We start from the raw sequence: 12,588 nt of genomic DNA, 5'->3' as shown, positions 1-12,588 counted from the left end.
AGAGGTAAGTCGATCCCCATGAACCGCACCGGCCGCGCCCTGACCCTGGGCTGCCTGTTGCTTCTTCAGCCCCTGCTGGCCTTGGCGGAGGGCGGTAACTCGTTGCTGATTCCGGCGACGGGCCGCTGCACCTTGAATGTTCAGCCTGAAGACCTGGCAAACGCCCTCAAGGCCTGCGAGCAGACGGCTACCGCGGGGGATGCCCAGGCGCAATTCGAACTGGGCGAGTACTACTACACGCAAACGCCGAAAAACCTCGACAAAGCCCTGGACTGGTTCCAGAAGGCTTCGCTGCAAGGCCAGGCCGACGCCCAGTACCGTCTGGGTGCCATGTTCTTCCATGGCGAAGGGGTCAAGGCCAACAACGTGCAGGCCTACATCCTGCTGAAGATGGCCGCGGTCAACGGTGCCGAAGATGCATTGGACATGGCCGACGAAGTGACCGAGCAAATGCCCCGCGACGAGCTGGAGCATGCCACCCAGGTGCTCGGCCAGATTTTCCGCAAATACCTGCTGGAACTGCAGAACGCCGAAGGGCGCACGCCGTTCTCGCCGCTCCCCTGAAGGTTACTTTTCCGGCATTGGCATCGGGAACGGCATCACATTGCCGCCGCCCTTGGCTTCGCTGATCTTTGCCGTGCCCAGGCGCTCGACTTCGTCGATTCGCACGATCGAGTGCATCGGCACGAAACTGCGGATCACCCCCTCGAACTGGCTCTTGAGCTTCTCCTCGCTCGGGTCTACCACCAGCTGCGAGCGCTCGCCGAACACGAACTCCTCGATTTCCAGGAAGCCCCACAGGTCGCTCTGGTAGATCTGCTTGGCATACATCTCGAAGACCTGCCCCTGGTTGAGGAAGATCACTTTATAGATGGCAGGTTCGCGTTTGCTCATGATGGGAGGGATAACACATGCGTAAGAAAAGGCAGGCATGATACCTGCTCCGGCCTCTTCGCGGGTGAACCCGCTCCCACAGGTCATGCACACAACCTGTGGGAGCGGGTTCACCCGCGAAGAGGCCAGAACAGGCAGTACATACCGTTGAACGTTTCAGTGCTTTCGCCACTGGCATTCAAGGGTTATTCTTGAGTTCACACCCATTGCCGTCGAGCGGCTAAAAACGACCTTGAACGCACCCATAGAACCCCATCGTTTCATCCTCGAGCCCTTCGAGGCCCACCGTTTCGCCAACCTGTGCGGGCAGTTCGACGAGCACTTGCGCCTGATCGAACAGCGCTTGGCCATCGAAATCCGCAACCGCGGCAATCAGTTCGAACTGATCGGCGAACCCAAGACCACCTCTGCGGCCGAACAGTTGCTGCGCCGTCTCTACCGCGAGACCAAGGCAACCGACCTGTCGCCGGAAACCGTGCACCTGTACCTTCAGGAGTCGGCTGTCGAGAACATCGACAACCCGGCCGTGAACGAAGTCAGCGTGTCGCTGCGTACGCGCAAGGGCAACATCCGCCCACGCGGGCTCAACCAGCAGCGCTACGTGAAGGAAATCCTGGCAAACGACATCAACTTCGGCATCGGCCCGGCCGGTACCGGCAAGACCTACCTTGCCGTCGCCTGCGCGGTGGATGCGCTGGAACGCGAACAGGTGCGCCGCATCCTGCTGGTGCGCCCGGCGGTCGAGGCAGGCGAAAAGCTTGGCTTCCTGCCCGGTGACCTGGCGCAGAAGATTGACCCGTACCTGCGCCCGCTGTACGACGCCCTGTACGAAATGCTCGGTTTCGAGCACGTGGCCAAGCTGATAGAGCGCCAGGTGATCGAGATCGCCCCGCTGGCCTACATGCGTGGCCGCACCCTGAACAACAGCTTCATCATCCTCGACGAAAGCCAGAACACCACGCTGGAACAGATGAAAATGTTCCTCACCCGCATCGGTTTCGGCTCCACGGCGGTGATCACCGGTGACATCACCCAGGTCGACCTGCCACGTGGCACCAAGTCCGGCCTGGCACACGTCATCGAGGTGCTGAAGGACGTTCCAGGCATCAGCTTTACCCACTTCCAGCCCAAAGATGTGGTTCGTCACCCACTGGTGCAGCGTATTGTCGAAGCCTACGACCGCTTCGAAGCCAACCAGGCCAAGCCCGAGGCGCCCGGCAAAAATGCTTGAACTTGATATCCAACGGGCCACGGACGCTGCCGCCCCGGATGACGCCGCCTTCCGCCGCTGGTGCGAACTGGCCCTGCGCCAGCGCAGCGCCGACTCGGAAATGACCATTCGCCTGGTCGAGGACGCCGAAGGCCGTGAGCTGAACCACACCTACCGGCATAAAGATTACGCGACCAATGTGCTGTCGTTCCCGGCCGATGTACCCGACGACCTGCTCGATATCCCGTTGCTGGGCGACCTGGTGATCTGTGTAGCAGTGGTCGAGCGCGAAGCGGCCGAACAAGGCAAGTCGCTGGAGGCCCACTGGGCGCACCTGGTCATTCACGGTTGCCTGCATCTGCTCGGCTATGACCACATCGATGATGAGGAAGCCGAAGAAATGGAAGGCCTGGAACGGGAATTGCTGGCAGAACTGGGTCACCCCGACCCGTATGCCGACGATGAAACCGACTCAATCACACACTGAAACACGAAGGATCACGAGAACCGCCATGAGCGAAGATCGATCGAGCAACGGGCAAAAGTCCTGGCTGGGCAAACTGACCCAGGCTTTTGCCCATGAGCCGAAAAACCGCCAGGAGCTCCTTGAGTTGCTGCGCGAAGCCCATCAGAACAAACTGCTGGACAGCGAAGCGCTGACCATCGTCGAAGGCGCCATCCAGGTCGCCGACCTGCAGGTGCGCGACATCATGGTGCCGCGCTCGCAGATGAACAGCATCAAGGCAGGCCAGTCGCCTCGCGAGTTTCTGCCAGCGGTGATCGACGCCGCGCACTCGCGCTACCCGGTGATCGGCGAAAGCCACGACGATGTGCTCGGGATCCTGCTCGCCAAAGACCTGCTGCCGCTGATCCTCAAGGAGAACGGCGACAGTTTCAACATCAAGGACCTGTTGCGCCCGGCCACTTTCGTGCCCGAGTCCAAACGCCTGAACGTGTTGCTGCGCGAATTCCGCGCCAACCATAACCACATGGCCATCGTCATCGACGAATATGGCGGTGTGGCAGGCCTGGTGACCATCGAGGACGTGCTGGAGCAGATTGTCGGCGATATCGAGGACGAGCACGACGTCGAGGAAGACAGCTACATCAAGCCGCTGCCCAGCGGTGACTTCCTGGTCAAGGCGCTTACCCCGATCGAAAACTTCAACGAGTTCTTCGACAGCGAGTTCTCCGATGACGAGTTCGACACGGTCGGCGGCCTGGTGATGAGCGCCTTTGGCCACCTGCCCAAGCGCAACGAAACCACCGAGATCGGGTCTTACAAGTTCCGTATTCTCAACGCCGACAGCCGGCGGATACACTTGCTGCGCCTGACCCCGATCACCCGTTAAGGACAAACATGCGTTGGATCACCCGCCCCGGCTGGCCCGGTAACCTGCTGGCCCTGGCGGCCGGTGCTTCCACCCTTCTGGCCCTGGCGCCGTTCGACATCTGGCCGCTGGCCATATTGTCCATCGCCGTGCTCTACCTCGGCCTGCGCGAGCTCAGCCCGCGCCAGGCCATGTGGCGGGGCTGGTGGTTCGGTTTCGGCCTGTATGGCGCCGGCACCTGGTGGATCTACGTCAGCATGAACACCTACGGCGGCGCCTCGCCGCTGTTGGCGATCCTGCTGCTGTTGGCGTTCTTCGCTGCGTTGGCCTGGTTCTTTGCCCTGCCCACCTGGCTGTGGGCGCGCTGGCTGAGGCGCAATGAAGCGCCACTGGCCGACGCGCTGTGCTTCGCCGCCCTGTGGCTGCTGCAAGAGGCCTTCCGCGGCTGGTTCCTGACCGGCTTCCCTTGGCTCTACGCCGGCTACAGCCAGCTGGACGGCCCGCTGGCCGGCCTGGCACCGCTGGGCGGCGTATGGCTGGTTTCTTTCGCCCTGGCGCTTACAGCAGCCCTGCTGTGCAACCTGCACCGCCTGCGCACCCGCCCCTCGTTCCTGGCCGTCGCCTGCCTGCTGTTACTGGCCCCGTGGGCACTGGGCCTGGCACTCAAGGGCCATGCCTGGACCAAACCGGCAGGCGACCCGCTGAAAGTGGCAGCCATTCAGGGTAACGTCGAGCAGGACCTGAAATGGGACCCGGCACACATCGACGCGCAACTGGCGCTGTACCGTGACCTGAGCTTCAGCTCCAAACCTGTGGACCTGCTGGTCTGGCCTGAAACCGCGGTGCCGGTGCTCAAGGACCAGGCCCAGGGTTACATCGACGTGATGGGCCGCTTCGCCGCCGAGCGTCATTCGGCGCTGATCACAGGCGTGCCGGTGCGTGAAGTGGTGCATCACCAGCGCCGCTACTACAACGGCATTACCGTCACCGGTGAAGGCGATGGCACCTACCTCAAGCAGAAGCTGGTGCCGTTTGGCGAATACGTGCCGCTGCAGGACATGCTGCGGGGCATGATCGAGTTCTTCAACCTGCCCATGTCCGACTTCGCTCGCGGGCCTGAAGACCAGCCGCTGTTGCAGGCCAAGGGCTATCAGGTTGCGCCGTACATCTGCTACGAAGTGGTCTACCCCGAGTTTGCCGCAGGCCTGGCCGCACGCAGCGACCTGCTGCTGACCATCAGCAACGACACCTGGTTCGGCAAATCGATAGGCCCCTTGCAGCACTTGCAGATGGCACAGATGCGCGCACTGGAAGCCGGCCGCTGGATGATCCGCGCCACCAACAACGGCGTGACTGCCCTGATCGACCCGTTTGGCCGCATTACCACGCAAGTGCCGCAATTCCAGCAGGCGGTGCTGTATGGCGAAGTGGTGCCGATGCAGCAATTGACGCCATACCTGAAATGGCGCTCGTGGCCGCTGGCGATCGTCTGTGTGCTGCTGCTGGGCTGGGCGTTGCTGGCAGGGCGCATAGCCAAAACCGTCTGATGATGCTGCCTGTGAAGGCCTCTTCGCGGGCTTGCCCGCTCCCACAGGGACTGCGCACGCCTCGAAGGCTGCGCTAATTCTGTGGGAGCGGGCAAGCCCGCGAAGAGGCCGTCACAGGCAGCACAAGGTTCAATAGAAGAGCCGATACCCCACCAACCCCACCACTTCATTAAGCAGCTGCCCGCTCTGCCACATCGCCCGGCTCTCCGGCAGCAGCCCGGCAAACGGCCGCGCATGATCGCGCCCCAGGAACCCCACCGGCGCCGGCACCACCTCGAATCCCGCTTGCTCAAAGCTCCAGCGCGAGCGCTGCATGTGCCAGGCTTGGGTCACCACCACTACGCGACGAATGCCCAACGGTTGCAGCACCTTAGCCGTGAGCTGGGCATTTTCCCAGGTCGTGCGGCTAGCCTCTTCGCGCCACTTCACCTCGACCGCAAAGTCCTCCTGCAGCCGATCCGCCATTAACCGCGCCTCGCTCGGCGGCGTGCCATAGTGCAGCCCACCGCTGGTCAGCACCGGCAAACCTGAGGCCTTGGCCAGCTGCGCGGCAAAGCGCAGACGCTCCAGCGCCGTGGCCGTAGGCTGGTCGCTACCGCCCCAGGCCGGGTCACCGCGCTCACGCCCCGCACCTAGCACTACAATGGCATCCGCCCGGCTCGCCAGGGCGCCCCAGTCGCCCACGGCCAACGGCGGCTCGCTTTCCAGCATACGGGCGGTTTCCTGTACCACCAGCGGCAGGCTCATCAGCCACAGCCCACCAAGCCCCACGGCAAAGCACAGCGCCGCCAATCGTGGCCGCCGCGCACGCAGCCACCAGGCCGCAAGCAGCAGCAGGAACAGGATGCCGGGCGGCATCAGCCATTGTTTGATGAAGAATCGGATCGGCATCGGCCACACCTCCTTGGCAGGGGTGCAGCCTAAAAGGATCGACGCCGGTCAACAAGGGTGCGACCGGCGCCAATCGTGAGCTGTGTGGTTGTGTGATATTGCAGAACCGGCGCGCGATGGCCTGCGGCTGGCATCCTGAACGGCTAGCGATGTGGCAGCGTCCTGGATCTCGCCGCATTGGCGGGGCGTTTCTTGTCCTTGAGCCAGATGATCTTGGCCGATGTCGGCTCCGCTTGTGGGTAACTGCCGGCACAGGCACTTGGGCGCTCCGGGATTGCATCCAGGTAGGCCTTGATCACTTCGAACTCGGCGTGGCTCAGGCCGCGCAATTCCAGCTCGGCTGGCATCTCGTCACGCAATCGCACCGAGGTCCTGGCCGCTTCCAGTGCCAGGCCAAGCCGGTCGATCAGGCGCTCGTAAAGCTCCGGCTTGATTGCGGGTAGCTGCGTCTCTCCCATCCGTTCACCTCATTGAAGATAAAGAATATCTCCCCCCACACCTGAGCTTAGCGGCGCAATGAAAAGCAGCCGCCTGCCGCGACCAGCGGGCATTCGCAACGAAGGTTTCCCACGATACGCAACGCTGCTGTATGCTACGGCGTTCACTCTAAACGACACCGGAGTACCGGTTGCAGCGAGGTTCCGCTGCCTGGAACAAGGTCTCTTCTCTCTCAGCCAAAAGTAGCCATGCACGAACAATACACGCCCCGTGATATCGAAGCCGCCGCCCAGAACTTCTGGGACGAGCAACAATCGTTCGCTGTTACCGAACAGCCAGGCAAAGACACCTACTATTGCCTATCGATGTTCCCGTACCCGAGCGGCAAGCTACACATGGGCCACGTGCGCAACTACACCATCGGCGACGTGATTGCCCGCTACCAGCGCATGCTGGGCAAGAACGTCCTGCAGCCGATGGGCTGGGACGCTTTCGGCATGCCCGCGGAAAACGCGGCGATGAAAAACAACGTCGCCCCGGCCAAGTGGACCTACGAAAACATTGATTACATGAAGACCCAGCTCAAGAGCCTGGGCCTGGCCATCGACTGGGCACGTGAAGTGACCACCTGCAAGCCCGACTACTACCGTTGGGAGCAGTGGCTGTTCACCCGCCTGTTCGAGAAAGGCATCATCTACCGCAAGAACGGTACCGTGAACTGGGACCCGGCGGACCAGACCGTACTGGCCAACGAGCAGGTCATCGACGGCCGTGGCTGGCGTTCGGGCGCGCTGATCGAGAAGCGCGAAATCCCGATGTACTACTTCCGCATCACCGACTACGCCGACGAGCTGCTGGAAAGCCTCGACGAGCTGCCGGGCTGGCCTGAGCAGGTCAAGACCATGCAGCGCAACTGGATCGGCAAGTCGCGCGGCATGGAAGTACAGTTCCCGTACGACCAGGCCAGCATCGGCCACGAAGGCACCTTGAAGGTCTTCACCACCCGCCCGGACACACTGATGGGCGCGACTTACGTCGCCGTTGCCGCCGAGCACCCGCTGGCCACCCAGGCTGCCCAGGGCAACCCGGCGCTGCAGGCGTTCATCGACGAGTGCAAGAGCGGCAGCGTTGCCGAAGCCGACATGGCCACCCAGGAGAAGAAGGGCATGGCCACTTCCCTGCTGGTCGAGCACCCGCTGACCGGCGAGAAGCTGCCGGTATGGGTCGCCAACTACGTGCTGATGCACTACGGCGATGGCGCGGTAATGGCCGTGCCGGCCCACGACGAGCGCGACTTCGAGTTCGCCCACAAGTACAAGCTGCCGGTCAAGGCCGTGGTGCGCACCAGCGCTGGTGATGAAGTCGGCAACGAATGGCAGGCCGCCTATGGCGAGCACGGCCAGCTGATCAACTCCGGTGAATTCGACGGCCTGGACTTCGCCGGTGCATTCGACGCCATCGAAGCCGCCTTGATCCGCAAGGAACTGGGCAAGTCGCGTACCCAGTTCCGCCTGCGCGACTGGGGCATCAGCCGCCAGCGCTACTGGGGCTGCCCGATCCCGATCATCCACTGCCCGTCCTGCGGCGACGTGCCGGTGCCGGAAGACCAACTGCCGGTCACCCTGCCCGAGAACGTGGTGCCGGACGGCGCCGGTTCGCCACTGGCGCGCATGCCTGAGTTCTATGAATGCAGCTGCCCGAAATGCGGTACTGCAGCCAAGCGCGAAACCGACACCATGGACACCTTCGTCGAATCGTCCTGGTACTTCGCCCGTTACGCCTCGCCGAACTACGACAAGGGCCTGGTCGATCCGAAAGCCGCCAACCACTGGCTGCCGGTAGACCAGTACATCGGCGGTATCGAACACGCGATCCTGCACCTGCTGTATGCGCGCTTCTTCCATAAGCTGATGCGCGACGAAGGCCTGGTCACCTCGAACGAGCCATTCAAGAACCTGCTGACCCAGGGCATGGTGGTCGCCGAAACCTACTACCGCGTGGCCAGCAATGGCGGCAAGGACTGGTTCAACCCGGCCGATGTCGAGATCGAGCGCGATGCCAAGGCCAAGATCATCGGCGCCCGCCTGAAGACCGACGGCCTGCCGGTGGAAATCGGCGGCACCGAGAAGATGTCGAAGTCGAAGAACAACGGCGTCGATCCGCAATCGATGATCGAAGCCTACGGCGCCGACACCTGCCGCCTGTTCATGATGTTCGCCTCGCCGCCCGACATGAGCCTGGAGTGGTCCGACTCCGGCGTCGAGGGTGCCAGCCGCTTCCTGCGCCGTGTCTGGCGCCTGGCCCAGGCTCACGTCAGCCAAGGCCTGCCGGGCAAGCTGGATATCGCTGCCCTGGACGACGCACAGAAGGTCATCCGCCGCGCCATCCACGCAGCCATCAAGCAGGCCAGCACCGATGTAGGCCAGTTCCACAAGTTCAACACTGCCATCGCCCAGGTGATGACCGTGATGAACGTGCTGGAAAAGGCCCCTCAGGCCAGCGAACAGGACCGCGCCCTGCTGCAGGAAGGCCTGGAAGCCGTCACCCTGCTGCTGGCACCGATCACCCCGCACATTTCTCACGCGCTGTGGCAGCACCTCGGCCATGCAGGGTCGGTGATCGATGCCGCCTGGCCGAGCGTCGACGAACAGGCACTGGTGCAGGACACCGTTACCCTGGTGGTTCAGGTCAACGGTAAACTGCGCGGCCAGGTCGAGATGCCTGCCGCGGCCAGCCGCGAAGAAGTCGAAGCCGCCGCCCGCAGCAACGAGAATGTCCTGCGCTTCATCGATGGCCTCACCATCCGCAAGGTCATCGTGGTACCGGGCAAGCTGGTCAACATCGTCGCCAACTGATGAAAACGCCCACCCGCAGTGGCTGCGGGTGGGCGGAACAGGCCCACAAGGGAGCAACAACATGATCAAACGCAATTTGCTGGTAATCGGCCTGGCGGTCATGCTCAGCGCCTGCGGTTTCCAGCTGCGCGGCACCGGCTCTACCGAGCTGAGTGTGAAGGAAATGGATGTCAGTGCACGCAATGCCTACGGCCCGACAGTGGTCGAGCTGCGCAAGGTACTAGAGCGGAGCGGTGTCAACGTGCATGCTGGCGCGCCTTACCGCTTGGTGCTGACCAACGAGCAGGAGCGCGAGCGCTCGGCAACCTACAACAGCGGCAACCGTACCGCCGAGTACGAGCTGACCACCGATCTGAGCTACAGCATCCAGGGCCTGAACAACCTGGAGCTGCTGAGCGACAAGCTGCAGGTACGCAAGATCTACGTGCGTGACGGCTCGAACGTCACCGGTTCCGAGCAGGAAGCCAACCGCGCCCGTGAAGAAATGCGCCGCGACCTGGTCAACGCCATGGTTGTCCGCCTGCAGATGCTGAGCCCGTCCCAGCTGGACGAGCTGCAGCGCAAGGCCGACGAGCGTGCCAAGGCCGAAGCCGACGCACTGGAGGCCGCTCGCCGACAGCAGGCCGAAACGCCTCAGCAGTCGCCGCTAGAAGTGCCGGGCAACTAAGCCCGCGTGGGGCACCCTCGGGTGCCTCACCTGTTTCCCATGAAACTCGCCCCCGCCCAACTCAACAAGCACCTGCAAGGCGCCCTGGCACCGGTCTACGTGGTCAGCGGCGACGACCCGCTGCTGTGCCAGGAAGCCGCTGACGCCATCCGTAACGCGGCACGCCAGCAAGGCTTCGACGAACGCCAGGTATTCAGTGCCGACGCCAACTTCGACTGGGGCACCCTGCTCCAGGCTGGCGCCAGCCTGTCGCTGTTCGCCCAGCGCCGCCTGCTGGAACTGCGCCTGCCCTCGGGCAAGCCCGGTGACAAAGGCGCCGCTGCGCTCATCGAATACTGCGCCAACCCTGCCGAAGACACCTTGCTGCTGGTCAGCTTGCCCAAGCTGGACGGCAGTGCGCAGAAGACCAAGTGGGGCAAGGCCTTGATCGAGGGTGCGCACTGCCAGTTCATCCAGATCTGGCCGGTGGATGTGCACCAGCTGCCGCAGTGGATCAACCAGCGGCTGCAGCAAGCCGGCCTGTCGGCTCAACGTGACGCTGTCGACCTGATCGCTGCGCGCGTGGAAGGCAACCTGCTGGCCGCCGCGCAGGAAATCGAAAAGCTCAAGCTGCTCGCCGATGGCAACCCGATCACCGTGGAAACCGTGCAGGCCGCCGTCGCCGACAGCGCCCGCTTCGATGTCTTCGGCCTGGTCGACGCCATTCTCAATGGCGAAGCAGCACATGCCCTGCGCATGCTCGAGGGCTTGCGTGGTGAAGGCGTGGAACCGCCAGTGATCCTCTGGGCCCTGGCTCGCGAGTTGCGCCAACTGGCCGGGCTGGCCCAACAGTTCAGCCAGGGGGTGCCGCTGGACAAGGCCTTCAGCCAGGCCCGCCCGCCGATCTGGGACAAACGCCGACCGCTGGTCAGCAAAGCCCTGCAACGCTTGTCGGCGCGACGCTGGGCACAGTTGCTGCAGGATGCCCAGCGTATCGATGCGCAGATCAAGGGCCAGGCCGAGGGATCGCCCTGGACGGGTCTTGCGCGCTTGTCGCTGTTGATGGCAGGCCAGCGCCTGGCGCTACCTCCGGAATAGCCGGGGCCGCGAAGCGGCCCTAAGATCCCAGCCATAAACACAATCAATTGGCTCCCCCGTAGCCCAAGCCCTACAGTGCGCCCCGAAACCCCACCCAAACCGGGAAGCCCGCCATGAGCAAAAAGCCGAAAAAGCACGGCCCCAACAAGGCCAAGTCCATCGTTGCCCAACCCCTGTTCCGCTGCCGCCAGGAACGACCGGACAAGGGCAAAGGCAGCTACCGCCGCGAAGCCTTCCAATCGAGAGATTGGGAGGCTTCCTACTTTTTGGCAGCATGAAAGCATCGCAAGCGCAGGCATGGTATGGTCGTCACCTGACCTGCAATTCTGGATCTGTGCATGCTCTTCCGTCTTATCCCCCGTTGGGAAACCCGCCAGCTGATCGCGGCCTCCAGCTTCATCCTGCTTGTGGCCTGCGCGGAAAAGCCCACCGCTGCCGACGCACTGCCGCTGGCCCCTGCCCAACCCGCTCCAGTGGTGACTGTGCCCGGCACAACGCCCGACGTCAGCACTGAAATCCAGCCTCTGCAAACCTTCGCCCAGTGGCAGGCAGGCTTCCGCCAGCAAGCCCTGCAAGCCGGCATCTCGCCGAGCACGTTCGACAGTGCCTTCCTCGGCGTCACCCCCGACATGGACGTGATCAAGGCCGACCGCAGCCAGCCTGAGTTCACCCGCCCGGTGTGGGAATACCTCGACGGCGCCCTGTCGCCTCTGCGGGTACGCAACGGCAAGAAGCTGCTGGAGCAGAACGCCGAGCTGCTGACCCGCCTCGAACAACGCTATGGCGTGGATCGCCAGGTGCTGGTCGCGGTGTGGGGCATGGAAAGCAACTTTGGCCAGTTCCAGGGCAACAAGTCGGTGATTCGCTCGCTGGCCACGCTGGCCTATGAGGGCCGTCGCCCGCAGTTCGCCCAGGACCAGCTCATCGCCGCGCTGCAGATCATCCAGCATGGCGACATCCAGCCCGAGGCCATGCGTGGCTCGTGGGCCGGCGCCATGGGCCAGACCCAGTTCATCCCCACCACCTACAACACCCATGCCGTGGACTTCGACGGTGATGGCCGCCGCGACATCTGGAACAGCACACCGGATGCCCTGGCCTCGACGGCGCATTACCTGCAAAGCTCGGGCTGGAAGCGTGGTCAGCCATGGGGCTTCGAGGTACAAGTGCCAGCTGGTTTCGATTTCTGGCAAGCCGATGGCGCGCTGCGCAAACCGGTGAGCGAGTGGCTGGCAATGGGCGTGAAACTGCCTGCAGGCACGCAGTTGCCCGCCAACAGCAACCAGCTGTCAGCCGCCCTGCTGCTGCCGGCTGGCGCCCGCGGGCCGGCGTTTTTGGTACTGGACAACTTCCGCGCCATTCTGAAGTACAACAACTCTTCGTCCTACGCACTGGCGGTAAGCCTGCTGGGGGACCGCTTCAGCGGCTGGGGCTTCATTGCCGGCAGTTGGCCGAAAGAAGACCTGCCGTTGAGTCGCAGCGAGCGCATGGAGTTGCAGAACTTGTTGAACAGCCGTGGCCATGAGGCCGGGAATGCCGATGGCATCATCGGCGCCAATACCCGCAAGGCCATTCGCACTGCCCAGCAGGGGCTGGGGTGGCCAGCAGATGGCTACCCGACCCACAAGCTGCTTGAGAGCCTGCGTCAGCAATGAGAATGCTGGGGGCGCTCCTACAG

13 protein-coding genes are annotated in these 12,588 nt (G+C 63.3%); 10 read left to right on the top strand and 3 right to left on the bottom strand.

Annotated features, from left to right (window positions below):
• The first annotated feature begins 18 nt into the window (after window positions 1–18).
• Window positions 19–564 (top strand): tetratricopeptide repeat protein, encoded by a 546-nt coding sequence (locus J3A71_RS03045; RefSeq protein WP_016489345.1) that lies wholly within the window; start codon window positions 19–21, stop codon window positions 562–564.
• A 3-nt stretch (window positions 565–567) separates the two neighbouring features.
• Here the strand turns inward: J3A71_RS03045 and J3A71_RS03040 are convergent, their stop codons facing one another.
• The gene (locus tag J3A71_RS03040; protein WP_016489346.1) at window positions 568–894 is read right to left on the bottom strand and encodes a DUF1820 family protein; all 327 of its coding nucleotides are present in this window, start codon (window positions 892–894) and stop codon (window positions 568–570) included.
• 232 nt (window positions 895–1,126) lie between these two features.
• Here J3A71_RS03040 and J3A71_RS03035 point away from each other — a divergent pair, with 232 nt between their 5' ends.
• From J3A71_RS03035 to lnt, 4 genes are read left to right on the top strand one after another with little or no spacing between them, the layout of a single operon-like run.
• Entirely contained in the window at window positions 1,127–2,125 is a 999-nt protein-coding gene (locus tag J3A71_RS03035) for a PhoH family protein (RefSeq protein WP_096426824.1), read from the top strand.
• Window positions 2,118–2,591, top strand: coding sequence for an rRNA maturation RNase YbeY (gene ybeY / locus J3A71_RS03030; protein ID WP_023048414.1), 474 nt, complete (start codon window positions 2,118–2,120; stop codon window positions 2,589–2,591). The genes J3A71_RS03035 and ybeY overlap by 8 nt, the downstream gene beginning before the upstream one ends.
• Window positions 2,592–2,616: 25 nt before the next feature.
• Window positions 2,617–3,456, top strand: coding sequence for an HlyC/CorC family transporter (locus J3A71_RS03025; RefSeq protein WP_003249762.1), 840 nt, complete (start codon window positions 2,617–2,619; stop codon window positions 3,454–3,456).
• An 8-nt stretch (window positions 3,457–3,464) separates the two neighbouring features.
• Entirely contained in the window at window positions 3,465–4,982 is a 1,518-nt protein-coding gene (gene lnt / locus J3A71_RS03020; RefSeq protein ID WP_016489349.1) for an apolipoprotein N-acyltransferase, read from the top strand.
• A gap of 129 nt (window positions 4,983–5,111) precedes the next feature.
• Here the strand turns inward: lnt and J3A71_RS03015 are convergent, their stop codons facing one another.
• Together J3A71_RS03015 and J3A71_RS03010 are read right to left on the bottom strand one after the other, a co-directional pair.
• Window positions 5,112–5,873 carry a YdcF family protein gene (locus J3A71_RS03015; protein WP_095116493.1) on the bottom strand — a complete coding sequence of 254 codons (762 nt, stop codon included), beginning with the start codon at window positions 5,871–5,873 and terminating at the stop codon, window positions 5,112–5,114.
• A gap of 143 nt (window positions 5,874–6,016) precedes the next feature.
• Window positions 6,017–6,331, bottom strand: a complete 315-nt coding sequence (locus tag J3A71_RS03010; RefSeq protein ID WP_016489351.1) for a hypothetical protein — start codon at window positions 6,329–6,331, stop codon at window positions 6,017–6,019.
• Window positions 6,332–6,559: 228 nt separating this feature from the next.
• Between J3A71_RS03010 and leuS the strand changes: the two genes are divergently transcribed.
• The 5 genes from leuS to J3A71_RS02985 all read left to right on the top strand — a co-directional run bounded on the left by leuS (window position 6,560) and on the right by J3A71_RS02985 (window position 12,565).
• A complete protein-coding gene (leuS, locus tag J3A71_RS03005) occupies window positions 6,560–9,166 on the top strand; it encodes a leucine--tRNA ligase (protein WP_016489352.1) in 2,607 nt (868 codons plus the stop codon).
• A gap of 61 nt (window positions 9,167–9,227) precedes the next feature.
• Window positions 9,228–9,833: an LPS assembly lipoprotein LptE gene (gene lptE / locus J3A71_RS03000; protein ID WP_016489353.1), complete on the top strand. Its 606-nt coding sequence runs from the start codon at window positions 9,228–9,230 to the stop codon at window positions 9,831–9,833.
• A gap of 39 nt (window positions 9,834–9,872) precedes the next feature.
• Window positions 9,873–10,910: a DNA polymerase III subunit delta gene (holA, locus tag J3A71_RS02995; RefSeq protein WP_016489354.1), complete on the top strand. Its 1,038-nt coding sequence runs from the start codon at window positions 9,873–9,875 to the stop codon at window positions 10,908–10,910.
• Window positions 10,911–11,023: 113 nt separating this feature from the next.
• Window positions 11,024–11,188, top strand: a complete 165-nt coding sequence (gene arfA / locus J3A71_RS02990; RefSeq protein ID WP_016489355.1) for an alternative ribosome rescue factor ArfA — start codon at window positions 11,024–11,026, stop codon at window positions 11,186–11,188.
• Between the two features lie 60 nt (window positions 11,189–11,248).
• Window positions 11,249–12,565 (top strand): lytic murein transglycosylase, encoded by a 1,317-nt coding sequence (locus tag J3A71_RS02985; RefSeq protein ID WP_016489356.1) that lies wholly within the window; start codon window positions 11,249–11,251, stop codon window positions 12,563–12,565.
• Window positions 12,566–12,588 lie beyond the last annotated feature (23 nt).

Source organism: Pseudomonas sp. PvP089 (assembly GCF_017875165.1).
Taxonomy (GTDB): domain Bacteria; phylum Pseudomonadota; class Gammaproteobacteria; order Pseudomonadales; family Pseudomonadaceae; genus Aquipseudomonas; species Aquipseudomonas fortuita.
Note: the sequence above shows the minus strand (reverse complement) of the source record. Positions and strands in the feature narration are given on the sequence as shown.